Raw genomic sequence first — 24,705 nt, 5'->3', positions numbered from 1 at the left:
CCAGACCCAAAGCCGGCAGCGATCAATGGCGGAGCCAACGGCAAGGATGCACCCGCTTGCGTCGGGAAGGCCCCGTCTTTATCAAATCGACAATCGGACTTACCCAACAGCGCCGGAACGCACAGCGATGCCGCCGATTCCTGACGACCGTTGCGACTGCGGAAGTGGACTGCGCGCCTCCCGTTGCTGCCACCAGACGGCGGTCGAACCGACGTCGAATTCGGTCTTGTACTGGGCCGAAGCGGAAACGGAACACGCGGCGGATGCCTTCGACCGTGGCGATGCAGACACCGCCCGCCGGCTCTGCTTGGAAATTCTCGAACAGATCCCTGCCCATGTCGACGCACTGACCATTTTCGCCTGCCTGTTGCAGGCCTCCGGTCCGATCGAAGCCGCCATCGCCGTGCTCCGGCGTATCCAGCGCCTGACGCCCGACGATTTGGCGGCCACGCAGGATCTGGTTCGGCTGCTGCTGTGCACCGTGCAACTGCCGGAGGCGGAAACCCAGGCGCGCAACGCCATTCGGCTGGCCCCCACCGACCCAACCTCCCAAGCGCTGATGGCGATGGCCCTGACGGAGGGGCATCAACCCCATGCCGGCGAATTCCACTATCGTCAGGCGCTTGCGCTCGCGGGGCCGGACGCCGTTACCCTGGCGAACCTCGCCTGGAACCTGAAACTGCAGGGCCGCATCGAAGAGGCCCGGGCGCTCTATCGGCAATCGACGGCGCTCGATCCGGCCATTCTCCTGACGTGGCTGGGATGGGCGCAGACCGAGGAGGCCGGGCGTGACCTGGACGGCGCGTCGCGCTTCCTCGAACGTACCAAGCGGCTCGATCCCACCCATGCGGTGGGAGCCTTCGAAGCGGCACTGTTGGCGCGGCGAGGAAATCCCGAAGCCGCCCTGGCCGTGCTTGAAGGTGCAGCCGGAACGCCGACCGACCTCGATGCCGCGGGTTGGCTGGAGAAGGCGCGCGTGCTTGATCGGCTGGGCCGCCATGATGAGGCTTTCGCCGCCATGACCGCGGGCAAGGCACTGGTCCGACGGGACGGGTATTTCTATGCGGAGCAGGAGGCGTCGCATATGATCGAACGCCTGACCGGCTTCTTCATCGCCCCCCGCCTGCGGCTGCTGCCACGGCCGGAGACGCCGCCGGCCGGTCCCCAGCCGGTCTTCATCGTCGGCGCCCCGCGATCGGGCACCACGCTGGTCGAACAGATCCTCTCGGCCCACCCGTCGGTCGCCGCCGGCGACGAGTTGCCGGCGCTGTCCCAGCTGATCCCCATCCTGCCGCAAATGCTCGGCAGCCCGTTGGCCTATCCGGACGCCCTGTCGGAACTGTGGATGGGTGACCAGCGCGATGGGCTGGACCGGCTGCGCGACGAGTATCTGCGCCGCGCCCGCAAGCTCGTGCCGCTTGGCGCCGGCACCAGGCTGTTCACCGACAAGATGCCGTTCAACGAGCTTCACCTGGGGCTGATCGCCCTGATGCTTCCGGCAGTACCCGTGGTGCATGTCCTGCGTCATCCGCTGGACATCGTTCTGTCGATGATGTCGCACAACCTGACCCACGGCTTCAACTGCGCCGGAGATCTGGAAACGGCGGCCCGCCATTGCGCGCGCATGTTCGGCTTGGTCGCGCATTACCGCCGGGAAATGCCGTTGCGTTACCTGCCGCTGCGCTACGAGGATCTCGTCCAGGAGTTTGAACCGAACGTTCGCCGCTTGCTGGGCTTCGTCGGATTGCGCTTCGACCGGCGCTGCTTGCGTTTCGACGAGAACCGGCGTCATGCCCGTACCGCGAGCTACGCGCAGGTCACCGAAAAGCTCTACAGCCGCTCCCTCTACCGCCACCGCCACTACATGCGCCACCTGGAGCCGGTCGTTCCAATTTTGGAGAGCACCATCCAGGATTTAGGATACAGTCTTTGACCGCCCAATACCGATCGAGCGTCGTTGCAGCGGCTCCCGATGGCACCACGAGGAACAGGACGGTTTTGACCGTTCCCCGTACCGCCTTTTGAGGTCGAGATGGGCAATTTTCCCTACACCCACCCTGTCCTCGCCCCGCCAGCAACCGGGAACCCCGCTGGGACCGATCGCACGCTGTTGCGGGCGCTGATGCTCGACCCGACCGACCGTCAGGCGCTGTATCAGGCAGGCGTGCTTGCCCACGAGCGTGGGGATCCGGATTGTGCCGCCCAACGGTTTTATTGGACGATCCGCCTGTCTTCGGATCACGCGCTTGCCCACCACGGCTTGTGCGAATTGCGGCGCCTGCGCTCGCGGCTGGACGAGGCGGTGGCCCATGGCCGTCATGCCGTCGCACTCGAACCCGGGAACCCCGATTTTCATTACAACCTCGGGATCGCGTTGCATGACCGGCAGGACATTGAAGAGGCCATCGCGTGCGAACGGCGCGCGGTCCGGCTGGCTCCGGACGCGCCGGAACCGCATTTCGAACTGGCGGAAAACCTGCTGATTGCGGGACGCCTCGACGAGGGTTGGCAGGAATACGAATGGCGTTACCGCCTTCCGCACGCCCCGCCGCCGATACCGGTGGAATGGCTGACCGGGCGCGGCCTTGCCGATCGTCGGCAATGGGACGGCCAGCCGATGGAAGGCACTCTTCTCTTGGTTGCCGATCAGGGCTTTGGCGATGTCATCCAGTTCGCCCGTTATGTGCCGATGGCAGCCAAGCTTTGTCCGAACGCGATCGTCGCTTGCAGCGCGGAGATGCTGCCCATCCTCCGGCAACAGCCTGGCGGTCTCAACGCGCGCAGCCTGTGGGACGCAGTGCCGCATTTCGACGCCTGGTGTCCTTTGTCTGGGCTGCCGCGGCTGTTCGGCACTAACTTGATGACCATTCCCGCCCAAATCCCCTACATCCATGCCGATCAGGAACTTGCGGCGAGGTGGAGGACCCGTCTGGACGAACTTGTGCCCAAGGGGCTGCGACGGGTTGGATTGGTGTGGTCCGGGCGTTCCACCCACGGCAACGACCACCACCGTTCCATGCGTCTGCGGCAGTTGGCAGCATTGTTCGACTTGAAGACTGTGGCTTTGGTCTCTCTCCAGCTCGGCCCCGCGCAGGCTGAGATCGGCCGGTATTTCGGCAAAACCCCATTGGTCAACCTGGGGCCGGAGATCGAAGACTTCGACGACACCATGGCAATCCTGCATGGTCTGGAGCGGCTGGTCAGCGTCGATACCGCCGTCGCCCATCTGGGTGGGGCGATGGGGCTGCCGACTTCGGTCCTGCTGCCCTTTGCCCCCGACTGGCGTTGGCAGTTGGAACGCAGCGACACCCCTTGGTATCCGACGGTTACGCTCCACCGGCAAATCTATCCCGGCCTTTGGGAGGAGCCGGTGCAGGAAGTCTGTGGAGTTTTGTCACGGGAATGAATGGATCGCGCAAGCATCCGCTCTCTCCAAGCCTGCCGACAGCTATGCAATTCCTGCGAATACGCTTTCAGACCTTCCAGTTTTGAAGCTCTTCCTTCAGATGCTCGCAGACGCTGGCCCAGTCGTTGCGGGCTGGCTGGCGGAACAGGCGCAAGCTCGGGTACCAGGGCGTATCGTCGCGATTCAGAAGCCAGCGCCAGTCGGGAACGAAGGGCAGCATCACCCAGGCCGGGCGGCCCAAAGCGCCGGCCAGATGCACCGGTGCGCTGTCGACCGAAATCAGCAAATCGGCGACCGCCAGGATGGCGGCGGTATCCTCGAAATCTCCGATTTCATTTGATAGGTGTTCAATCCGCATGCCGGAAGGGGGCGTCAGCGCCTGCACTTCGGCCGGCCCTTTTTGCAGTGCCAGGAAGGTGCAGTCCGTCATCGCCAGCGGTGCCAGTCGGTCCAGCGTTAGCGATCGGTTAGCGTCGTTCAGATGGGTGGGGCGTCCGGCCCAGACCAAGCCGACCAGCGGCTTCGGCAACCCGGCCAGCCGCCGGCGCCAACGCTTCACCCGCACCGGATCCGCGTTCAGATACGGAACTTTGCCGGGCAGATCGGAGAGCTTGAGCCCCATGGCCATTGGCAGGCTCATCATCTCGCAATGCACGTCGAAGGGTGGGGGCAACTGGCCGCGTGGGACGAGGTCGTCAGCACAGGACGAGCGTCGGGCGAAGCCGATCTGATCCATGTTGATCTGCAGGACGACACGGGCTTGGCTGCGCTGCTTCGCCCAAGCCACCATGCGCAGGAACTGGAAGGTGTCGCCATAGCCCTGCTCATCGTGGATCAGCAGGGTCTTGCCGGGAATCGGCCGCCCGTCCCAACGTGGGCGCTGTACCCGGCGTTCGAGTTGGGCGGTGTGCGGCATGCCGTAACGGTGATGGTATTCGCGCCAGCCTCGCTCGAACTCCCCCATCAGCAGCAGTATTTCCGCCAGTTCGAAGCGGAGGTTCAGGTTGCCGGGAAGCTTGTCGATCAGCAGTTCGTAAACCTGCCGACATTCATCGATACGGCCCTGGGTGCGCAGGGCGACCGCCAGCAGATGCCAGCTGCCCACCGTTCCGCTGCCGCCGGCGAGAGCCTGCCGGGCACGTTGTTCCGCCTCTTCCGGTTTTCCGGCCGCCAGCAGGGTGCGCCCTTCCTTCTCCAGCGACTGCATCGCGGTCATCCCGGCCCGTTCTCCATGGGATTGCCGGATGCCGCCGTGACCTGCTCTGTTTCCTTTCCAGCCTGCCGCAGCCGGATGAGGGTGAACGCGCGTGCAAGACCGGGATGGTCGGGGGCGAAATCGCGCAGGGCTTCCAGCCAGTCCAGCGCCTCCGCCCAGCGCCCGCGCCCGCCTTCCAGGTCGGCACAGTTGAAATACGCATCGACCATGCGCGGATCGATTTCGATGGCCCGCCTCAGCAGGTCTATGCCATCGTCGGGATGGCCAAGCTCACCCATCAGTTTGCCCAAATTGCTGCATGCGTCGGCATAGAACGGATTGAGGTTCAAGGCCGTTCCATAGCGGACAGCGGCCTCCTCCCGCCGATTCAAAAGGATCAGGGTATTTGCAAGGTTGTTGTGGCCTTCCGGAGAATCAGGAGCCAGCACCAGCACGCGCTTCAGGCAGCGCAGGCTGTCCTCCAGTTTTCCGGCTTCTTGGAGGATGATGCCAAGATTGCTCCAGATGCCGGAGGCTGTCCAATCCCGTGCCGCTGCCTGCCTAGCGGCGCGCTCCGCCTCCTCCAGGCGGCTGGCACGGCGGCACAGCTCCCCGAGGTTGCTGAAATAGGCGGCGGGGGCCGTCGGTTGGGCGCAGGCCTGCCGCAGATGATCGATTGCCATGTCGTGCCGGCCGAGCGCATGCGCCATCAGGCCAAGCAGATGATGCACGTCGACCTGACCGGGCCAAACCGCCAGCACCTGCCGGCAGAGCATCTCCGCCTCCTGCAGCTGCCCCGCCTCCCAATGGCGATAGGCGAGTTCGATACCCGTTTCGACGGGGATACCCTGCGGCTCGGATTTCTTCGAGGAACGGGAACGCCCGGGCTTTCCCGGAGGCTGGGAGCGAGGCATGGAACGGCCTATTTCTTGAGTTGCTTCAGGGCCGCGTCGAAGCCTTTCAATGGGACAGGAATGTCGATGGCCTTGCGGTCGCCGGTGACGAAACGCACCGTCATCTTATCGCCGCGCCGGAACTGGTCGAGGCTGGACTGGTCGAGATCGGCGACCATGCGGCAGCCGCCGGCCTGACAGCTTTCGAACGGCAGTGTGACGGGTTTTCCGGAATCGATGCTCATCACCAGACCCGGTGCCAGCAGGACGCCGAGCGGCGCCGTCATGATCAGGCGCGGTTTCCCTTCCGGTGCAAGGAAGCCGACCAGGATGTTCAGCAGCACGGTGTTTGTCGGCATCGCGACGGCATATTGTTCGATGAAGCAGTTTTCGCGAGCGTCGCTCTCCGTGACGCAACGCTTGCTCCAGAATGGCGGCGGGGCGCTGTCGGTCTTGGCCGGCGGATCGGCGGCAAAGACCGGAGCGGACCCGGTGGCGAGGGCGAGGCTGACCAGGGCGGCCGTCCAGACTTTCATGACACCTTCATTCATTGATGTGCCTTCCCGGCTCCCGTGGCGTTGACGGTGCGCCGGCGACGGACCGTCATACGGATGGCATCGTGCGCGTGGCCTGGCCCGCGGCCATCGAACTCCGCCCACGGCACAATCCCTGGTGGATAAGAGCCGGCAACCGGAATAGCTCCTGCATATAGTCGCTGTGCAATCGCTTTTCTTTCACGGTGCACCTAATTGGCGGAATATGTCAAAATCTTTATTTCTAATATAATCAGTAAGTTGATAAATCGCACAGAATATCCAAAAATTTGTGATGTTACATTATGTTGCATTGACGCTGAGGCTGCTGTGCTATTATCGCTGAAATTAAATCAGAAATTCTTTATTTGCTTATAAAGCGTTAACGACCAAAATCCCATTTATCTGAGCGTGAATTTGACCCATTTTTCTTATGGGCATTGCCTAGTCGGTAAAAACCTGACTCCGAATTGGGTATTCGTTCCGAGATGTCGGTCGTCTATCCGATATCTTCAATCAAAGGCTGAGTAAACGATCAGGATAGGACGACGATGCCGACCGTTTCCGCCCGCAAGTATGCAGCCCTGCGTGTGACCCTCCTTGCGGGGGCGTCGATGATCGCTCTGGCCGGCGTCATGAGCTCGTCGCCGGGTCAGGCGCAGACGACCAACACCATCACGGACACGACCGTCACGTCGATTCAGACGATCACGTCCGGCAACAGCCTGTCGATCACATCCACCGGAAAGATCGCACCGACATCGGGGGCCGGCATCTCGATTCCCGGCAGCACCACCATCGGTTCCGTCTGGAACGATGGCAGCATCGTATCGGTGAACTCGAATGCTCTTTCGCCGGGGGTCGGCGCCTCGATCGCCGGCATCTACAACACCGGCTACATCTCTGGCGCCAGCAACGTTCTGCAAGCGTCATCGAATTCGCGGATCGGCACCATCACCAACTCCGGAACACTTACGGGCGCTACCGGCCTCAACCTCGATAACGCGACGATCGGCACCATCACGAACTCCGGCCTGATCATCGCCACCGGATCGAACGGGCCGGTCTCTATGAGCGGAACCACGAGCGCCGCCGCCCTGGTCAACACCGGCACGCTCACGGGGTCACAGGGTTCGGCAGCCGCGCTTCAGGTCTTCGGCTCGCTGACCTCGCTCACACTCCTCGACAATGCCGGTCTGATGAAAGCGGCGACCGGTATCAAGCTCAACGGAACGATCGCCACCCTGACCAACAGCGGCACGATCCAGGGCACATCCTCCAGCGGAAACGCGCTCTCGATCTCCAGCAGCGGCAGGATAGACACCTTCACCAACACCGGGACGATCCTCGGCAATATCACCGATCTCCGGACCGGAGGCCTGTCTATCGCAGGCGGCACCGGGACCAGCTTCGGCACGCTGACGGGAACCACGGTTGGTTCGGCAAGCACGATCACCGCGGCTGGAAACGTCACGTTCAGCGGCAACACGGCCCTCAACGGCAACGTCACTTCCGCCAGCGGTGTGGGTACGATCACCAACACGGGCATTCTCTACGTCCAACGCGGCACCACTCTCTCCGGCGCCTACAGCCAACCGGCCGGTGCGACGCTGCAGATCGGCGTCGTCTCCACCGCCACCTACGGCCAATTGAACGTGTCGGGCAACGTGATGCTGACCAGCGGCACGTCCATCGTGATGACGGCGGCGCCGTCGGGAACGCTGGCGGCCGGTGCCTACACGATCGTCAGCGGTCCGACCTCGACCGACTACAGCGGCGTCACCGTCACCGCGCCGTCCTCCGGCCTGGATATCGCCACGGCCACCGTCGTCAGCGCCACGAACAGCCTGGTGGTGACGCTGACGGACCCAAGCCGCCTCTATTGGGATGGCGACACCGGGGGCAACGCGTCCAACAACACGGTGGATGGCGGCAACGGGACGTGGAGCAGCGCCGGGACCAACTGGACCAAAGCCGACGGCTCTGCCAATGGTACCTTGACCGGTTCCACAATCACGCCGATCTTCCAGGGCACCGCCGGGACGGTGACCGTTTCCGGCTCAGTCTCGGCGGCCGGGATGACCTTCGGGACCACCGGATACCTGTTGACCGGCGGAACCATCGGCTTGACGGCGTCGCAGTCGACGATCACCGCCGGCACTGGCGTCACCGCCAGCATCGCGTCGAGCCTGACCGGCTCCGGCGGACTTTACAAGACCGGCGCCGGCACTCTGGTGCTGTCTGGAACCAACAGCTTCACCGGCGGCTCCAGCATCAACAGCGGCACCTTGACCCTGAACGGCGGAGCGGCACTGGCCGACAGCGGGACGCTGGACGTCGGTGCCAGTGGCACACTCCAACTCGGCGCGAACGAGACGGTGGGCGCCCTGTCGGGGGCCGGCATCATCGGATTGAACGCCTACACACTGACGACAAGCGCCGGCACCAACTCCACTGTCAGCGGTTCGATCACCGGCACCGGCGGGCTGATAAAGGCGGGAACCGGCACGCTGACCCTGTCGGGGACCGGCAGTTACACCGGCGGAACCACGATCACCGGCGGGACGCTGGTGGCCGGCAGCGCTTCGGCTCTCACCAGCTCAGGGGCCATGTCGATCGGTTCCGGCGCGGCGTTCCAGCTCAACACCAATATCACGGTCGGCGCGCTGTCCGGCGCTGGCAACGTCTTGCTTGGCGCCAACGCTCTGACCTTCGGGGATGCCACCGATACGACCCTGTCGGGTTCGATCACCGGCACCGGCGGTCTGGTGAAGGCCGGCAGCGGCGTGGCAACCCTGTCGGGCGTCACAAACCTCAGCGGCGCCGTCAACGTCGGCGGTGGAACCCTGGCATTGGCCGGCACCATCGGCGCCGCCACCATCGCCGTAGGGGCCACCTTGGCCAGCACCGGCGCCCTGACCACCGGCGCCATCGTCAACAGCGGCACCATCGCTCTCGGCAGTTCGGTGCTGACGGCGGGCGGCAACATCACCGGCATGGGCAGCATCACCGTCACCATCGGCAGCGGTGGCAGCGGCTACATCGTCAACACCGCCAACACGGCCAATTACACGCCAGGCGCCGGCACGGTCACGGTCACGCCGACGCTCAGCGGCGTCACCATCGCCAACGGCGCGACGGTCGCCCTGATCCGTGGCAACGCCGGCAGCACCGCACCCAACTTCACCGGGACGACCTTTTCGGTGGCGACGACCGGATCGGCGGTTTGGACGGCGGCGGCCGGCACGGCATATGTCGGCACCGTGGACCTGAACGGCTATACGGTCACCGCCAATGACACGGTGCTGGTCGCCACCGTGACATCGACGACGCCGACGACACCAGTTGTCACCCCTCCTGTGGTGACCACGCCTATACCGCCGGTCGTGCCGACGCCGCCGCCGGTCGTCACCACCCCGACCACCCCGACAACGCCCACTGTCACCCCAGGTGTGATCGACGGCTCCCAGCCGACCTTCACCAACGAGGACGGCGCGGTCAGGGCCACCACCGTCACCTTCGACGGCGGCACACTGAAGCCGGTGGCACCACTGACCCTGAGCCAGACGGTCAATGTCGAGGCGTCCAACGGCGTCATCGATCCCAACGGATCGACCGTCACCCTGTCCGGCTCGATCACCGGGGCGGGGCAACTCACGGTGAACGGTTCCGGCTCGCTCATCGTCTCCAACACGGTCTCCAACAGCGGCGGCCTGAACGTCAAGTCGGGCGGATTGACCGTCGCCGGCGGCGGCACCGTCGCGGCTCCAGTCTCCGTCGGCGGGGGCACGGTCACTGTCAACAGCGGCGGCAATGTGGCCGCCCCGATCACGGTCAGCAGCGGCATGGTGACGGTCAGCGACGGCGGTAGCGTCTCCGCTCCGGTCACCGTTGGAATTGGCACCGTCGCCATCAACAGCGGCGGCACGGTCGCTTCGTCGGTGAGCGTGGAAGGCGGCGGCTCGGCTAAGGTGAACGGTGAGATCACCGGCGCCGTGACCGTTGCCAGCGGAGGGACGCTCAGCGGCAGCGGCCTCGTGGGTGGCCCTACTTCCGTCTCCGGTATTCTGGCGCCGGGCAATTCGCCAGGTACACTGGTCTTCATCGCCCCTCTCAGGCTCACCGCAAGTTCCATCTATCAGGTCGAGATCGACGGTACCGGCACCGGGGCGGGCGCCGGCAACCACGATCAGGTGATCGTCCGCGGCGCCTCCTTCACCGCCGGAGGACGATTGACGCCCATCCTGCGCGGCATCGCCGGCTCGGCGACCAACAGCTTCACCCCGGCGCTGGGCGATAGCTTCACCGTGGTCACCGCCGACGGCGGCGTCTCCGGCCGCTTCGCCGCCCTCGATCAACCGAGCGGCGGACTGGCGGCCGGTACGCGGTTGGACCTGCTCTATGGCTCCAATGCCGTCGCGTTGGTGGCGACCCCCACCAGCTACGCCAACCTCGGTGCGGCGGGTCTCAGTCAGAGCGCCAACCAGCAGGCTGTCGGAGCCGCTCTGGAGAGTTTCCGTCCGGTAGCAGGCGGGCAGGCGCCGGATTTGACGACGCAAACGGTGTTCGACAATCTCCACACCCTGTCGGGCAGCCGGATCGGCCCGGCGCTCAACCAGCTGTCCGGCGTCATACATGCCGACATGCTGGCGGCCGATCGAGCGAACCGCCGTCTGTTCGGTCACGCCGTGGAGGCCCGTCAGGCGGCGGGGCGTGGAACGCTCAACACGCCGGGACCGGTGGCAGGCGTGGTGGAGTTTCTGTTCGATGGCAAGGCGCGGTCTGGCTCTGGCTTGGCGGAAGGGCCCAACGGCAGCGTGAAGGCTACACCCGGCGGGGCCAGCCTGTGGGGCCAGCCGCTGGTCGGCCGGGGTCGTAGCGGGGACGATGGCAACGGCGGGACGGTAGACCGCTTCACCGGCGGCTTCATGGTTGGTTCCGACTATGCGTTCGATCCGACGCTCAAAGCGGGCGTGGCGCTGGGCTTCCTGCGCACACGGGTCAAGGCGGAAGGCGGGCTGGGCAAGGGCACGGTGGACAGCTATCAGGCAACCGCCTACGGAAGCTGGACACCGGGTGCGATCTTCGTCGATGCGGCGTTGGGCTACGGTTATAGCCGCACCGAGACGTCGCGGTCGGTGACGTTCGGCAATGTCTCCGGGTTGGCTTCGGGCGAGGCGAACGGCAATGCACTCTCGGCGGAGCTGTCGACTGGCACCCGACTGGCGCAGAACGGCGAGACCTGGGTCGAGCCGCGCGTCGGGCTGCGTTGGGATCGGCTGGAGCGCGACGGCTTCACCGAAAGCGGCACGCCGCTGCTGAGCCTGACGGAGGAGACGGCGACACGGAACCTGTTGCGCAGCTCGGTCGGGCTGCGGGCCGGTACGCGGCTGAGCTTGGGTGAGACCGTGGTCGAGCCGACCGGGCTTGTGGGCTGGGAGCATGACTGGCGCGACGTGGATACGTCGGCGACCGCCGCCCTTAACGGCGCGCGCTTCACTGTGCAGTCCAGCCAAGGGGGTCGTGACGCCGCTCTGGTGGGCGCCGGGCTCACAGTGACGATGACGCAGCGGCTCTCCTTGCAGGTCGGCTATCTCGGCGAAATTCGCCGCCGCGAGAGCAATCACGGCCTGTCGGCCGGACTGCGCTGGTCCTGGTGATTGAATGGCATTGTCACGTTAAGGGCTTGTTCGTAGCATTTACGCGCTGACTTCCTGGGGAATGAGAGCTTGTTCGTGGCAGGCGGATCCCTGGGATTGCTGATCGGGATGCTACTTTAAGCTGAGTAGGAGTGTTGCGACGGGGCGCGGCCCTCGCTCTCACCGCTTGGATACGCACTCTATGGGCAATGCCGTTCGTCCCGCAAGCACCACGCCAGCGTCCTGGGACGCGTTCTCGGATGTCGAGGCCTTCGTCGAGGAGGTGCTGAGCGAGCTGACAGCGATGGCGGCCGATGGCAGTCGCCCAACCCGTTCCGGGCCGAAGCCGGCGTTTACCGGAGCAGCGTTGCGCAAGGCGATCATGGCGATCTGGTGCGTGTGCTTTTGTGGCATGCAATGGCGCGCCATCGGCCAGCTCTCCGGTATGCCCTTCGGCACGCTGTACGCCCTCTTCGCCCGCTGGACCCGGCTTGGGCTGTGGCGGCGTCTGCTAGACCGGCTGCGCCGCACGTGGCGGCTGGCCTGCGGCGATATGGCGGAACCAAGTGCCACCGTGATCGACAGCCGCACCTGCCCGTCTGCTTGGAGCTGTTTTGCCCGCGGCGTAGACGGCGGCAAGAGGATCCGCGGCATCAAGATCCATCTCGCGGTGGAGAAGTACCGCATTCCGCTGGCAATCGATGCTGCGCCAGCCAACGTGCACGACACCAAAGGCATCGTGCCGGTGCTGCGGGAGATCGCCGGGTGCGGTTTCCAGGGACCGGCTATCGGCGATCTCGGTTATCGCGGCGAGCGCCTCGCCAACGCCGGGGAGACGCTCGGCATCACCGTCCAGCCGATCGCCCGCGGCCGCGACGGGATGTTCATCCCCACCGAAATCGCCTGGGTGGTGGAGCGGTCCTTCATCTGGATCAGTCGCTACCGCCGATTGAACACCATCGTCGAGCGGACAAAGGACCATTTCGTTGCCTTCGTCCAGATCGCCTTCATCTCCCATCCTGTCCATCCGTCTGAAGCGGCTCATTCCCCAGGCAGTCAGCGCGTAAATGCTACGAACAAGCTCTCAGTTATCGGTTGTGAATTCCGGCCCCATATCTTTCGCGCTCGTCATTAGTCGGGATTGTGACAGCTTCACCCTGCGTTGGGTGAAATACTGCGCCGGTGTACTTCCCAGAGCTTTCTTGAACATCGTGATGAAAGCACTGACCGACTCATAGCCCAGCGAATCCGCCACGGTCTGCACTGCCGCCCCGCTGGCCAATTCGCGAAGTGCTACGACAAGGTGCAACTGCTGTCGCCAGCGTCCGAACGTCAGGCCTGTCTCCCGGATCATCAAACGAGCCAGCGACCTCTCGCTCATCGCGACGCGCTTCGCCCATTCCCCCAATGTGCTCCGGTCGGACGGTTCAATTGTCAGAGCGTCGGCGATCGCCCGGATCTTCGGATCGTTGGAGACGGGCAGGTTGAAGTGTTCACGCGGCATCCCGGCCAACTCGTCCAGCGTCACCCGTGCAAGCCGGGCAGCATGGCTGTCCAGTGGATAGTCCGAAACCTCGCTGGTCAGCCGGTTGACCAGTTCCCGCACCAGCGGAGAAATCGACAAGGTACAGCAGACATCGGGCAGATTTGCGGCTCCCGGCTCCACGAACAGGTAGCTGAGCCGGGCATTCGCCGTCGTCCTGACGCTGTGCGGCATGCCGCCCGGAATCCAGACTCCGCAGTCGGGCGGCACGATCCAGATCTCGTCGTCAGCGGTGCAGGTGACGGCGCCATGCAGCGCCAGAATCAGCTGTCCCTTGCGATGCACATGCACCGGCACTTCCGCCCCGTATTCCGCGAAGTCGAGCCGACGTGCGACCGCAGGTCGATCCGCCAGATCGGGGTCGAAGACGGAAACGGCCGACCGTGACGCGGACATAGGTTTCGGCATGATCGACTTTGGCATGATTAAGGGATTTTTTGACAGGATACCTAATTTATTCGGCTGCGCAACGCGCCGATACTCTTGGGCATGAGAAACGAACAACCTTCGAACCGGCTCTTCGCCATCACCGGCATCGCGGCTATCGGGCGCGCATGGTCACTGCAATCCCGGATGCCGGTATTGCGAGCGGATGCGGATGCGCTGCTCTTCTCGGCAAAGAGCTTCGCCGCGGCGATGCTGGCCTACTACATCGCTCTGCGAGCAGGAGTGCCGAAACCCTCTTGGGCTATCGTCACCGTCTACATCGTTTCGCAGAATTCGGCCGGCGCGTCGCTCAGCCGTGGCGTCTATCGGTTCGTGGGGACGATTGTCGGTGCCGTGGCGACCGTGGCGATCATCCCCTGCTTCGTCAACGATCCGATTGTCTGCAGCGTGGTTCTCGCCAGTTGGATCGGCCTGTGCCTCTACCTCTCGCTGCTGGACCGCACCGCGCGGGCCTATGCCTTCGTTCTGTCCGGCTACACCGCCAGCCTGATCGGCTTCCCCGGCGTGTTCAATCCCGCCGCCATCTTCGATACGGCGTCGGTGCGGGTCCAGGAGATCTCCATCGGCATCCTCTGCGCCGTCCTGGTCCATCGCTTCGTCCTGCCGAAGCGCATGACCGACCAGTTCACCGCCAGGCTGTCGGAAACGTTGCGGGATGCCCGCCGGCTGGCGGGCGACGCGCTCCGCGGAAGCTCCGGGCAGGCGATCCGCCGCGACCGCGACCGGCTCGCGGGGGATCTTCTCGCCCTGCAAGGGCTGGCCGGTCACCTGCCCTACGATCCGGTCCCGGTGACGCCGAGCCGCGAGACGTTGCAACTGATCCATGACCGGCTTGCGCGACTGCTTCCGCTCGCGACGGAGGTTGGGGACCGCATCCATGCCCTTCGCACCGGAGACCACCGCCTGCATGACGAACTGACGGCGCTGCTGGATGGAGTGGGGCATTGGGTCGCTGCCGCCCATGCGGCTGATCGGGACGCTGTTGCGATCCGGCTGATCGACCGCGCGAAGACGGTGCGGGCACGCATGGCCGCGGAGGCCATGACGGCCGGCGACGGGCTCGCGGCCAACCTCGCCGGACACCTCGCCGAGATGATCTGCCTGCTTCACGAGTGTGACCGGCTTGAACGGATCATTGTACGGAGGGGCGCATGGACCGGCACACGGACCGCCACAGCCGCCGCCCGGCCGCCGGACGCCGCATCGCCCCTCCGTTCAAGGCGTGCGACAGGCTATGTCTATCACCGCGACCCCTGGATGGCAGCCCGGTCCGCGCTGGGCGCGGTCGCCGGCATCGTGATCGGCTGCGCGTTCTGGATCTGGTCGGCCTGGCCGGAGGGCGGAATGGCGGTGTCGATCCTGGGCGTCTGCTGCGCCCTGTTCGGCAATGTCGACACGCCGGCGCCGAATGTCGTCAAATACATGGTCGGTTCGGTCGCCGGGGTGGCGATCAGCTTGGTCTACAGCTTCGTCATTCTGCCCCGCGTGACGGATTTTACCGGCCTCGTCGCGGTGCTTGCCCCGGCTTTCCTGTTCGCCGGCTCCCTGCAAGCGCGGCCTCCGACGACATACATGGCGCTCGGCATCACCCTGACGATCCCGATCCTGTCGGGGCTGGGCGCCACCTATTCCGGCGACTTCGCCGGGTCGCTCAACAGCATCATCGCGCTGTTCGCGGCGACGGGATTCGCGGTCGTGAGCATGGGCCTGTTCCAGACCATCCCGGTCGATGCGGCAATCGGCCGGATGATTCGACTGAACCGGCAGGATGTCGGGCGGCGGGCCCTGGGGGGCGGTTCCGACGAAGCGCTCTGGACAAGCCTTATGATCGACCGGACGGCGTTGTTGCTGCCGAGGCTTCGACTGTCCGGGAAATCCTACCCGGATGTGCTTGACGACACCCTTCACCATCTTCGTGTAGGTCACGCCGCCAGTCGGTTTTATCAGGCAATTCGGCATGTCGACGGCAATGACGGTGCCAACGATGACAGCAAGATCGGCTACGACGGGTTCGAGCTTCTCACCGCGATCGCCCTGCGCTTCGGCCCCGGATACCGGGCGGAGCCTTCCGATGCCATCGCTCTGCACCGGCGCATCGAAGCGCTGATGGTGCGGATTGCCGACAGCCCGATTGCAGACCGCATTCTGTTGCTCGACCTGCTCATCGACCTCCGGTTCGCCCTCGGTCCGGGCGGCGCGGTGTATCGGGAGAACGACCGATGATCCTCGATCTCGACATCGGGGGCGTCTTTCTCCCCGGTTTGCTGGTGCTCGCCCTGGCTGCCCTCGTCGGCACCATCGCAGTGGTCCGTTTCTTTGCGGCCGCGGGACTCTTCCGGCTGACCGCCAGCCGACCGCTCGTCGAACTCGCCACTTTCGCCCTCCTCTACGGTCTGCTCCTGCAGGCTCTGCCATCCAGCGGAACATTCCAATGAAACCTGTGCTGTCCCTGCTCGGGCGCTACGCCCTGACTCTCTGCTTCGGCTCGGTCGCCGCGCTCGTGGCGCTGCAGGTGTGGACCCGCCACGAGCAGACACCGTGGACTCGAGATGCCCGGGTGAGCGCGGAAGTGGTCCAGATCGCGCCGGAAGTGTCCGGGACCGTGGGCGCCGTCTCCGTCGTCGACAATCAGTATGTGCATCGTGGCGACATCCTCTATGAGATCGACGGCAAGCGGTTTTCGCTCGCGGTGGCGTCCGCGCAGGCCGAGGCCGAAGCCAGGCGCCAGGACATGCTTGTCCGCCAGGCGGCGGCGCGGCGGCGAAGCCAGCTCCGCGAGGTCATTTCGCAGGAGGATCTGCAGCAGACGGCCGCCGCCGCCGCGCAGGCGGCAGCGACCTATGAAGGTGCGGTGGCGGCGCTCGATCTTGCCAAGCTCAATCTCGCACGCACGACGATCCGGGCGCCCATCGACGGGTATGTCACCAATCTGCGACTGCGCCCCGGCGACTATGCCACGGCCGGCGTGACGAAGATCGCCATCCTCGACGCGACCAGCTTCTCGATCACCAGCTATTTCGAAGAAACGAAGCTGCGGTGCATCCGTGTCGGCAACCCGGCGCAGATCATGCTGATGGGCTTCGATGAACCGATTTCCGGCCATGTCGAAAGCATTGGCCGGGGCATCGAGGACAGCAACGGAACGCCCGGCCATCGCGGCCTGCCGAATGTCGAGCCAACCTTCAGCTGGGTCCGTCTCGCCCAGCGCATACCGGTCCGCATCCACATCGACCGGGTGCCGCCCGGCGTCGAACTGGCGGCGGGCATGACGGCGACCGTCGCCATCGAGTCCGCAACCGCCGCCGACGCGCTGTAGCCGGCGGCGGGAGCGCGCGGCATCTTCGGCCGTCAAACACTCAGGTCACGCCAGAACATCCTTTCATGGACGTGCTTGCGGGAAGTCTTCGGAAGAACCCCTCGGGGAGCCCGCGCTAACCTCGGCCGGCACGGAGCCCCCGTGCGACCTGAAAGGATGCGACCTGAAAGGATGCAACATGCTGCGGATGGATCGCTTATCCACGACGCTGGTCCGGCTGACCATGGACAGGCCGCCCGCCAACGCGTTCTCATTCGACCTGATCCAGGCGCTGGCAGGCGACCTCGCCCGGTTCGGGTCGGAGGCCGACGCGCCGGCCGTGATACTGACCGGTGCCGGCGAGCGCTTTTTCAGTGCCGGTGGCGATATTCGCGAAATCACCATCAATGCGGATGCCGCGGTTCCAAGGATGCGCGCCTTCCATCGGCTGCTTGTCGCGCTCGAAAACTACCGCTGCCCGCTGCTGTGCGCGGTCAACGGCTATGCGGTGGGCGGGGCGCTGGAACTGGTGCTGTTTGCGGATCATGTCGTGGCGAGCGACAGCGCCAAATTCGGCTTTCCCGAAATCAATCATGGCCTGCTTCCTGCCGCGAAGGGTATGCGGCAGGCGATGAACCGCCTCGGGCGCCGGGCTGCCGAGCGCCTGCTTTATTCCGGGGAACTCGTATCGGCGCAGGAGGCGCAGGCGATGGGCCTCGTCGATGAAGTCGTCGGTTTCAGCGACTTGCAGGACCGGACCCGTGCCATTGCGGAGACGCTTCGTCTCAAGGACATGCATCTGTTCTCGGCGATCAAACGGACCTTCGGCGATGCGCCGCGGATGACCGACGAGGAGCTGGAGGCCCGCACGCTCGGCGACATGCAGGAGTACCTGAACCGCGGAGAGACGGCCGCGGCACGTGACCGATTCCTCCAACGCAAGACGAGGCAGCAGCATGGCTGACGGCGATCATCTCCGGCTTGAGTTCATGACCTCGTCCGAGGTCGCCCTCGCCACTGCGGGCGGCACCCGGACCATCGTCATCCCCTGCGGGGCGGTGGAGCAGCATGGACCGCACCTGACCCTCAGCGTCGATGCCGACCATGCGGACCATCTCGGCATCCTGGTGGCGAAGGGCGTGGGAGGGGCGCTGGTGGCGCCGACCGTCAGGGTCGGCTGTTCGTCCCACCATCTGGCATTTCCCGGCACGATCTCGCTTCAGGAGAACACATTCGAAATGATCTGCCAGGACTACTGCACCAGTCTGGCGAGGCACGGCTTCGAGCGCATTCTGATCTTCTCCGCCCATGTCGGCAATTCTCCGCCATTGGCCAGGATGCTGCCACGATTGCGGTCGGCCGTGCCCGCCCCCTGCCGCGTCTCCGCCTTCACCGATGCGAAGGCGTGGCTGGAATGCTGGCGCGATGCGGTGGAGGAGGCGGGCGGCGAGCCGGTCAGGGTCGGCGGCCATGCCGACATCGCCGAAACCTCGCTGATGCTCGACATCCACCCGGAGCGGGTGCGCGCCGAGCGCTATGAGGCCGGCAGATTGGGGCTTCTTTCGCAGGGCGACCTGGAACTGATGTGGCGCGACGGGCTTGCGGCGGTCAGCGCCAACGGCATTCTCGGCGACCCCGCCGGTTCCTCGGCGACCATCGGCAGGCACTGCATCGAGCGCATCGCCTCGCTGCTCGTCGAACGCTTTTCCCAGGACGACCCAGCCGGTCATTCCTCCACAAAATAATGTTCCGAGCGCACAGTCGGCGAGGCCGATCTTCAGCAGGTTCTGCCGCCGGCTTCGTGACAAGCTTCCAATCACCGAAGAGGCATCCAAAACAAACCCGAGGGGGCAACCAAATGGCAGTCAAGTTCGGCTTCTGGTCCGAGCAGGAAACTCTGGTCGGACAAAGCTATTCGCGCCGGCTTCATGAGCTTGTCGAAGAGGCGGTGTTTGCCGAAAAGATGGGTTTCGACATCGTCAGCCTGTCCGAGCAGCATGTCGCCTTGGGCGGGATCTCCAGCTCGGCTCCCGAGGTCGTGTATGGCTATCTCGCGGCGGTCACGTCCCGCATCCGGCTGAGGCCGGCGGTTTCCCTGATGCCCAAGAAGATCAACCACGCCCTCCGCACGGCGGAACGTGCCGCCGTCACCGACATCCTGTCCAACGGCCGCATGGAGCTGTATTGCGGCCGCGCGAACACCACCATCGCCATGCGCGCCTTCAATGTGGAGCCCGCGGAAACCCTCGAACAGATGGAGGAGGGGATCGCGCTGATCCGCGAAGCCTTCGGCAAGGACATCTTCACCTTCGAGGGCAAGCATTATCAGGTTCCGCCGCGCATGCTGGTGCCGAAGCCGGTCCAGAAGCCCTATCCGCTGATGGGCATCGCGGCGACCAGCGAGCGCAGCCACGTCTGGGCGGCCCGCCAGGGGCTCGCCGTCCTCAGCCACACGCTCTATCAGGGCTGGGACGCCCAGGCGAAGATGGTCGAAGCCTACCGGTCGAACTGGCAGCGGGATCCGAACGGCCCGCTAGACCGTCCGCGTCTCGGCATGCCGGTGTTCCTCGGGATCGCCGAAACGGATCAGGCGGCGAAGGACATCTATGCCGAGCCGCTGATGCGGTACGCCCGCATCTCGACCGATGCCTATCCGCGGCTGGCGAAGATCGCCGACGACTACGCCTACATGGGGGAGGGGCTGGAAGCGCTCCAGCGCGCGGCCACCGACTGGGATTATCTCCTGAACGACTCCGCCAGCCTGGTTTGCGGCAGCCCGGATACGGTCATCCGCCAGTTGGAACGCTTCATCGAAACCGGCGCCGAAGAAATCCTATTCCACATCGACTCTGTTTCGCATGCCGAGATCATGAAGGCCATCGAACTGGTCGGACGCTACGTCATCCCGCATTTCAACGACCGCAACAATGTGGTGCGTCCGACCGACGAGATCCTCGACCAGATCCGCAGGATGCGGACGGTGAACGCTTCGGCCTGATCCCCTGTCGACCGATCTGAAGAGAGTCCCACATGACCGACAAGACCTATACGGGCCTGCTCGTCGAGAAACGCCCGAGCGGCGTGGCCGTCGTCACCCTGAACCGGCCGGAAATCCTCAACGCCATCGACTGGCCGATGCATTCCGCGCTGGAAGAGCTGTTCGTGGACCTCGACAACGACCGGGCGGTCAAGGCCGTCGTCCTGACCGGTGCCGGTCGCGGTTTCTGCTCCGGCGGCGATCAGACTGCGCTCGATGACGATCTGGGGCCGATTTCGCCCACCCGTTCCGGGCGTCATCTCATCCGCAACATGCTCGAACTGGAATGCCCGCTGATCGCCGCGGTCAACGGCGTCGCCGTCGGGCTGGGCGCCACGCTCGCCCTGTTCTGCGATGTCGTCTTCGCCGAGCCCGGTGCCCGCTTCGCCGACACGCATGTGACGGCCGGCGTCGTCGCCGGGGACGGCGGTGCGGTGATCTGGCCGCTCCTTCTGGGGCCGGTCCGGGCGAAGCATTATCTGATGACCGGAGACTTCATTTCGGCGGAGGACGCGGCGGCGGCCGGCATGATCAACAGGGTCGTGCCGGAAGGAACCGTCGTCGAGCATGCGGTCCGCTATGCCGAGATGCTGGCCTCCGGCCCCCGCGACGCCATCGTCTGGACCAAATACGCCGTCAACAAGCTGATCAAGGAGCAGGTGCATCTGAATCTCGACACCGCCGGCGCGCTCGAGATGCTCACCTTCCACAGCCCGGAGCGCAAGGAGGCCGTCGCCGCCTTCCGCGAGAAGCGCAAACGCTTTGCAGAAGGCGGCAATTGAGATGGGCGGGCCGCATTCCTTTTTCCCGCCCGTCCTGCCCCCAATTGCCCCCTCCACGATCGCCTCATCCGCCATCGATCCTCCACCGGCCGCGCATGAGGACGCGACGCTGCCGTCGCTGCTGCGCGACCGCCGGGACGGCAGGGGCGAGGCCGTGGCGCTCTTCCAGAAGCGTGCCGGCACGTGGCATGCCACGACCTGGGGTGAATTCGCCAGGGACGCCGCGGCGCTTTCGCGTGCCCTCCTCGATCATGGTCTGGAGAGAGGGGACCACGTCGCCATCATGGGCGACATCTCGCAGGACTGGGTGGTCGCCTATTTGGCGACGGTCTGTGCCGGCGGCGTGGCGGTCGGAATCTATTTCACCTCTTCTACGGAGGAGGTGGAGTATTTCCTGGAGGATTCCGGGAGCAAATTCGCCTTCGTCGCCGGAGAGAAGGAACTCGCCGTCCTTCTCCGCAGCCGGCAGGCGGAGGCGCTGAAGAAGATCGTGGTCTTCGATCCGGCGGTCCCGTCATCGAAGACCATCGTCTCGCTGCCGCGGTTTTCCGCCTCGTCGTCCGACTGTGCGTCGCTGCTCGACGAGCAGGCCGGCAAGGCGCGGGCGCAAGACAATGCCAGCATCGTCTACACCTCCGGCACGACCGGCAATCCCAAGGGCGCGATCCTCACCCACCGGTCGCTGATCGAGGGGCTGCTGACCATCCGAGGCTTTTGCCCGGCGCTTTTCCGCGAACCCCAGCGGGTGGTCGTCCATCTTCCCCTCTCCCATGTCGTGGGACTCGGGCAGGGGATCGTTCTTCCTCTCATCAGCGAGGTCACGCCCTATTTCGGCGAGACCGGAGCGGACTTCGCGACGACCATCCGCGACGTGAGGCCGACCTATTGGATGGCGCCGCCGCGCTTCTACCAGCGCTATGCCGCCGAACTGGTCAGCAGGATCAATGCGTCGGCCACGGTCGGCAGGAAATCCTACCGCTTCGCGATGTCCATCGCCCAGAAGGCGCTGGCGGACCGGCAGGCGGACGGTCCGGACGATCCCTTTCTCCAGGCGCTTTTCGCGACCTGCCGCGATCAGGTCTTTCTGCCGCTCCTGGCGGAGATCGGGCTCGATCAGCTCAGATACCCCTACACCGCCTCCGCACCGATGCCGCCGGACGTCGTGAAGCTGTGGCAGACCTGGGGGGTGAACCTCAAGGAGGTCTATGGGCAGACCGAACTGGTCGGAGCGAACACCGGGCAGATACGGGACTGGTCGAAGCCCGGAACCATCGGCGTTCCGATTGCCGATCCGCGCTGGAAGACGAGGATCGCTGGCGATGGCGAAATGCTGGTGACGGGACCCGGCCTGTTCACGGGCTATCTGAACAAGCCCGACGACACGCTGGAGGCTTTGCGCGACGGATGGCTCCACACCGGCGACATCGTCGAGGTCCGGCCCGATGGCCAGCTGGCTATCATCGACCGGAGAAAGGAGATCATCAACACCTCCGGCGGCAAGTCGATCAGTCCGGCGCAGATCGAGAACGAGTTGCGGCGAAGCCCCTACATTTCGGAAGCCGTGGTTTGCGGCGACGGGCGGAAATACCTCGTGGCGCTGATCGAGGTCGACCGCATCGCGATGACCGACTGGGTGAAGGGGGGGAATGAAACGATCAACGACTATTCGGATTTCTGTTCGTCGGAAGCGGTGATCCACCTGATCGAGGGGGAGGTCGCCAAGGCGAACCAGAGGCTGGCGCCCGTCGAGCAGATAAAGTCGTTCCGGATCCTTCCCGAAGAGCTGTCGGCGGAAAATGGCGTCATGACGGCAACCCGGAAAAAGCGGCGCAAGGTGCTGAACGAGCGTTACGCGGCGCTGATCGATTCGCTCTACGACGACTCCGAGGATTCGCTGATCCGTCAGGCGCTGTCGAACATGTGATGCGGTGATCGGAGGAAGATCATGACGATGCTGCCCTGCACCCCACGCCATCCATTCCTGTCCTCGACGGCGGAGATCATCGAAGAGGCCCGCAACGGCCGAATGTTCATCCTCGTCGACGACGAGGATCGGGAGAACGAAGGCGATCTCGTGATCCCGGCGCAGATGGCGACGCCCGAGGCGATCAACTTCATGGCGTCGCATGGCAGGGGCCTCATCTGTCTGGCGCTCGGCAAGGAGCGGGTCGACCAGCTCGGTCTGAAATTGATGAGCATGCAAAACGGCACCCGCCATGGGACGGCCTTCACCGTTTCCATCGAAGCGCGCGAGGGGGTGTCCACCGGCATCTCCGCGGCGGACCGCGCGCGGACCGTGGCGGTGGCAATCGACGCGGCCAGGGGTCCCGGCCATATCGTCTCGCCGGGCCACATATTTCCCCTGGTGGCACGGCCCGGGGGCGTGCTGGTCCGTGCCGGCCATACCGAGGCGGCGGTGGATGTCGCGCGCCTTGCCGGCCTCAACCCGTCGGGCGTGATCTGCGAGATCCTGAAAGAGGATGGGACGATGGCCCGCCTCGACGATCTCGTCGCCTTCGCCCAGCGTCACGCGCTCAAGATCGGCACGATCCGCGACCTGATCGCCTTCCGCCGCCGCCACGATCATGACGTCGAGCGTGTCGTCACCACGAAGTTCGACAGCCGATGGGGCGGCGAGTGGAGCGCCATCACCTTCCGCATCAAGGCAATCGAGACGGAAGCGATTGCACTGGTGAAGGGCGTGATCGATGAAAGGCCGACCATGGTGCGCATGCACGCGCTGGACATCCTGTCGGACGTGCTCGGCCAGACTGGCGAGCGCGGGGACATCGTCGCCCGGTCCATGCAGGAAATCGCCGCCGACGGGAGGGGCGTGATCGTGCTGTTCAACCGTGATGTCCCGCTCTCACAGCTTCTTCGGGTGAAGGCGGGAGAGCCGCTCGTCGACAAGGCCGAACTGCGCAACTACGGCGTCGGCGCCCAGGTTCTTGCGGATCTCGGTATTCACGACATGATCCTCCTGTCCAACTCGCAGCATGTCCCGGTCGCACTCAGGGGCTATGGGCTGAACATCGTCGAGCACCGGACGCTGCCCGTCGCCTTCGCCGTCCCATAGCGCCGCGTCCAACACCGATGCCGAACGACCAGTCCTGCGGTGCCAACTTGGGTCGGCGGCAAGCTATTCCACTGCCTTGCGTGAGGTTCGCCATGTCAGGACACGATTTCCCTGTTCCAAACCACGTGGAGACGGCCGCTTTCAAAAGTGCATTGCGGGCTGTCGTAGGATCGGTCGCGATAGTGGCGTCGGGTCAGGGTGCCGACAGGCGTGGACTGACCGTCACCGCCGCGGTTGCCCTGTGCGTCGATCCGCCGATGGTTCTTGCCTGCATCAACCGCAGTGCCGAGGCTCACGACGTCATTCTCGGGACCGGCGCCTTTTCCTGGAATGTCCTTTCCGCCGATCAGGTCCAATTGGCTGAACGTTTCGCGGCGTTGGATGGCAGCAAAGGCGCGTCCCGTTTTTCCTCTGCCGAATGGGACGAAATGATTACCGGGGTTCCCGTCCTTCTCCAATCCGTTTGCAGCTTCGATTGCAGACTACAGGACACTGTGGAAGTCGCCACCCATACGATTATGATCGGTGCCGTTGTCGACCAGAACCACAATCAGGACAAAGTTCCACTGATTTACTCTTCGGGCAAGTTCGGGCGAATGGAATATTTTGAATCCGGCCGGTAGGGCTGATTCTCTGCCTTCTCGTCATCACATCATCCAGGTGCCGGACCCTAATTTCCGCCACTATGGCCGGTCTGACCTCTTCGGAACCGGCTTCCAACAACGGTTTCCGCGCGGCCGGCGTTCGCCCATGATGTCAAAGGGACGTCTTGTGACGGTGCGTTCAATCAAGGGCGCCAAGTCCTCCGGCTTGCGGTCGATGGCACGGTCAAGGACCGCTATCTCTTCAACCTGACCTT

Annotated in this window: 18 protein-coding genes; 14 read left to right on the top strand and 4 right to left on the bottom strand. The window is 64.7% G+C overall.

What is annotated here, in order from left to right; translation table 11 throughout:
- Positions 1 to 127: 127 nt before the first annotated feature.
- Together J2Y49_RS19980 and J2Y49_RS19975 are read left to right on the top strand one after the other, a co-directional pair.
- The gene (locus tag J2Y49_RS19980) at positions 128 to 1,933 is read left to right on the top strand and encodes a sulfotransferase (protein ID WP_310116661.1); all 1,806 of its coding nucleotides are present in this window, start codon (positions 128 to 130) and stop codon (positions 1,931 to 1,933) included.
- A 99-nt stretch (positions 1,934 to 2,032) separates the two neighbouring features.
- On the top strand, positions 2,033 to 3,406 hold the full coding sequence (locus tag J2Y49_RS19975; RefSeq protein ID WP_310116660.1) for a tetratricopeptide repeat protein: 1,374 nt from the start codon (positions 2,033 to 2,035) through the stop codon (positions 3,404 to 3,406).
- A 67-nt stretch (positions 3,407 to 3,473) separates the two neighbouring features.
- Here J2Y49_RS19975 and J2Y49_RS19970 read toward each other — a convergent pair whose 3' ends face one another.
- The 3 genes from J2Y49_RS19970 to J2Y49_RS19960 are packed head-to-tail and all read right to left on the bottom strand — an operon-like array spanning position 3,474 to position 6,030.
- A complete protein-coding gene (locus J2Y49_RS19970; protein WP_310116658.1) occupies positions 3,474 to 4,613 on the bottom strand; it encodes a tetratricopeptide repeat protein in 1,140 nt (379 codons plus the stop codon).
- Between the two features lie 5 nt (positions 4,614 to 4,618).
- Positions 4,619 to 5,515 carry a tetratricopeptide repeat protein gene (locus J2Y49_RS19965; RefSeq protein ID WP_310116657.1) on the bottom strand — a complete coding sequence of 299 codons (897 nt, stop codon included), beginning with the start codon at positions 5,513 to 5,515 and terminating at the stop codon, positions 4,619 to 4,621.
- A gap of 8 nt (positions 5,516 to 5,523) precedes the next feature.
- Complete coding sequence (locus tag J2Y49_RS19960) at positions 5,524 to 6,030, bottom strand: invasion associated locus B family protein (RefSeq protein WP_310116655.1); 507 nt, start codon at positions 6,028 to 6,030, stop codon at positions 5,524 to 5,526.
- 548 nt (positions 6,031 to 6,578) lie between these two features.
- Here J2Y49_RS19960 and J2Y49_RS19955 point away from each other — a divergent pair.
- On the top strand, positions 6,579 to 11,687 hold the full coding sequence (locus J2Y49_RS19955; RefSeq protein ID WP_310116654.1) for an autotransporter domain-containing protein: 5,109 nt from the start codon (positions 6,579 to 6,581) through the stop codon (positions 11,685 to 11,687).
- Between the two features lie 181 nt (positions 11,688 to 11,868).
- A complete protein-coding gene (locus tag J2Y49_RS19950; RefSeq protein WP_310116653.1) occupies positions 11,869 to 12,801 on the top strand; it encodes an IS5 family transposase in 933 nt (310 codons plus the stop codon).
- Here J2Y49_RS19950 and J2Y49_RS19945 read toward each other — a convergent pair.
- A complete protein-coding gene (locus J2Y49_RS19945) occupies positions 12,751 to 13,605 on the bottom strand; it encodes a helix-turn-helix transcriptional regulator (protein ID WP_310116765.1) in 855 nt (284 codons plus the stop codon). The two genes, J2Y49_RS19950 and J2Y49_RS19945, sit on opposite strands and share 51 nt — an antisense overlap.
- A 93-nt stretch (positions 13,606 to 13,698) precedes the next feature.
- Here J2Y49_RS19945 and J2Y49_RS19940 point away from each other — a divergent pair, with 93 nt between their 5' ends.
- The 10 genes from J2Y49_RS19940 to J2Y49_RS19895 all read left to right on the top strand — a co-directional run bounded on the left by J2Y49_RS19940 (position 13,699) and on the right by J2Y49_RS19895 (position 24,469).
- The gene (locus tag J2Y49_RS19940) at positions 13,699 to 15,879 is read left to right on the top strand and encodes an FUSC family protein (RefSeq protein WP_310116652.1); all 2,181 of its coding nucleotides are present in this window, start codon (positions 13,699 to 13,701) and stop codon (positions 15,877 to 15,879) included.
- Positions 15,876 to 16,091, top strand: coding sequence for a DUF1656 domain-containing protein (locus J2Y49_RS19935; protein WP_310116651.1), 216 nt, complete (start codon positions 15,876 to 15,878; stop codon positions 16,089 to 16,091). Before J2Y49_RS19940 ends, J2Y49_RS19935 begins: the two co-directional genes overlap by 4 nt.
- Positions 16,088 to 16,972, top strand: coding sequence for an HlyD family secretion protein (locus tag J2Y49_RS19930; RefSeq protein ID WP_310116650.1), 885 nt, complete (start codon positions 16,088 to 16,090; stop codon positions 16,970 to 16,972). The genes J2Y49_RS19935 and J2Y49_RS19930 overlap by 4 nt, the downstream gene beginning before the upstream one ends.
- A gap of 178 nt (positions 16,973 to 17,150) precedes the next feature.
- Entirely contained in the window at positions 17,151 to 17,915 is a 765-nt protein-coding gene (locus tag J2Y49_RS19925) for an enoyl-CoA hydratase/isomerase family protein (protein WP_310116649.1), read from the top strand.
- Entirely contained in the window at positions 17,908 to 18,696 is a 789-nt protein-coding gene (locus J2Y49_RS19920; protein ID WP_310116648.1) for a creatininase family protein, read from the top strand. The genes J2Y49_RS19925 and J2Y49_RS19920 overlap by 8 nt, the downstream gene beginning before the upstream one ends.
- Positions 18,697 to 18,809: 113 nt before the next feature.
- The gene (locus J2Y49_RS19915; RefSeq protein WP_310116647.1) at positions 18,810 to 19,949 is read left to right on the top strand and encodes an LLM class flavin-dependent oxidoreductase; all 1,140 of its coding nucleotides are present in this window, start codon (positions 18,810 to 18,812) and stop codon (positions 19,947 to 19,949) included.
- A 32-nt stretch (positions 19,950 to 19,981) separates the two neighbouring features.
- Positions 19,982 to 20,770, top strand: a complete 789-nt coding sequence (locus tag J2Y49_RS19910) for an enoyl-CoA hydratase-related protein (RefSeq protein WP_310116646.1) — start codon at positions 19,982 to 19,984, stop codon at positions 20,768 to 20,770.
- Between the two features lies 1 nt (position 20,771).
- Entirely contained in the window at positions 20,772 to 22,694 is a 1,923-nt protein-coding gene (locus J2Y49_RS19905) for an AMP-binding protein (protein ID WP_310116645.1), read from the top strand.
- A gap of 21 nt (positions 22,695 to 22,715) precedes the next feature.
- The gene (gene ribB / locus J2Y49_RS19900; protein ID WP_310116642.1) at positions 22,716 to 23,846 is read left to right on the top strand and encodes a 3,4-dihydroxy-2-butanone-4-phosphate synthase; all 1,131 of its coding nucleotides are present in this window, start codon (positions 22,716 to 22,718) and stop codon (positions 23,844 to 23,846) included.
- A 92-nt stretch (positions 23,847 to 23,938) separates the two neighbouring features.
- The gene (locus tag J2Y49_RS19895; RefSeq protein WP_310116641.1) at positions 23,939 to 24,469 is read left to right on the top strand and encodes a flavin reductase family protein; all 531 of its coding nucleotides are present in this window, start codon (positions 23,939 to 23,941) and stop codon (positions 24,467 to 24,469) included.
- Positions 24,470 to 24,705 lie beyond the last annotated feature (236 nt).

Source organism: Azospirillum sp. BE72 (assembly GCF_031455875.1).
Classification (GTDB): domain Bacteria; phylum Pseudomonadota; class Alphaproteobacteria; order Azospirillales; family Azospirillaceae; genus Azospirillum.
Note: the sequence above shows the minus strand (reverse complement) of the source record. Positions and strands in the feature narration are given on the sequence as shown.

Bases quoted from the DNA above. Each gene is read 5' to 3' on its own strand.
- J2Y49_RS19975 (WP_310116660.1), top strand. From the start codon at position 2,033: ATGGGCAATTTTCCCTACACCCACCCTGTCCTCGCCCCGCCAGCAACC.
- J2Y49_RS19895 (WP_310116641.1), top strand. From the start codon at position 23,939: ATGTCAGGACACGATTTCCCTGTTCCAAACCACGTGGAGACGGCCGCT.
- ribB (WP_310116642.1), top strand. From the start codon at position 22,716: ATGACGATGCTGCCCTGCACCCCACGCCATCCATTCCTGTCCTCGACG.
- J2Y49_RS19925 (WP_310116649.1), top strand. From the start codon at position 17,151: ATGCTGCGGATGGATCGCTTATCCACGACGCTGGTCCGGCTGACCATG.
- J2Y49_RS19955 (WP_310116654.1), top strand. From the start codon at position 6,579: ATGCCGACCGTTTCCGCCCGCAAGTATGCAGCCCTGCGTGTGACCCTC.
- J2Y49_RS19920 (WP_310116648.1), top strand. From the start codon at position 17,908: ATGGCTGACGGCGATCATCTCCGGCTTGAGTTCATGACCTCGTCCGAG.
- J2Y49_RS19945 (WP_310116765.1), bottom strand. From the start codon at position 13,605: ATGTCCGCGTCACGGTCGGCCGTTTCCGTCTTCGACCCCGATCTGGCG.
- J2Y49_RS19910 (WP_310116646.1), top strand. From the start codon at position 19,982: ATGACCGACAAGACCTATACGGGCCTGCTCGTCGAGAAACGCCCGAGC.
- J2Y49_RS19940 (WP_310116652.1), top strand. From the start codon at position 13,699: ATGAGAAACGAACAACCTTCGAACCGGCTCTTCGCCATCACCGGCATC.
- J2Y49_RS19915 (WP_310116647.1), top strand. From the start codon at position 18,810: ATGGCAGTCAAGTTCGGCTTCTGGTCCGAGCAGGAAACTCTGGTCGGA.
- J2Y49_RS19965 (WP_310116657.1), bottom strand. From the start codon at position 5,515: ATGCCTCGCTCCCAGCCTCCGGGAAAGCCCGGGCGTTCCCGTTCCTCG.
- J2Y49_RS19960 (WP_310116655.1), bottom strand. From the start codon at position 6,030: ATGAAAGTCTGGACGGCCGCCCTGGTCAGCCTCGCCCTCGCCACCGGG.
- J2Y49_RS19970 (WP_310116658.1), bottom strand. From the start codon at position 4,613: ATGCAGTCGCTGGAGAAGGAAGGGCGCACCCTGCTGGCGGCCGGAAAA.
- J2Y49_RS19980 (WP_310116661.1), top strand. From the start codon at position 128: ATGCCGCCGATTCCTGACGACCGTTGCGACTGCGGAAGTGGACTGCGC.
- J2Y49_RS19930 (WP_310116650.1), top strand. From the start codon at position 16,088: ATGAAACCTGTGCTGTCCCTGCTCGGGCGCTACGCCCTGACTCTCTGC.
- J2Y49_RS19905 (WP_310116645.1), top strand. From the start codon at position 20,772: ATGGGCGGGCCGCATTCCTTTTTCCCGCCCGTCCTGCCCCCAATTGCC.
- J2Y49_RS19950 (WP_310116653.1), top strand. From the start codon at position 11,869: ATGGGCAATGCCGTTCGTCCCGCAAGCACCACGCCAGCGTCCTGGGAC.
- J2Y49_RS19935 (WP_310116651.1), top strand. From the start codon at position 15,876: ATGATCCTCGATCTCGACATCGGGGGCGTCTTTCTCCCCGGTTTGCTG.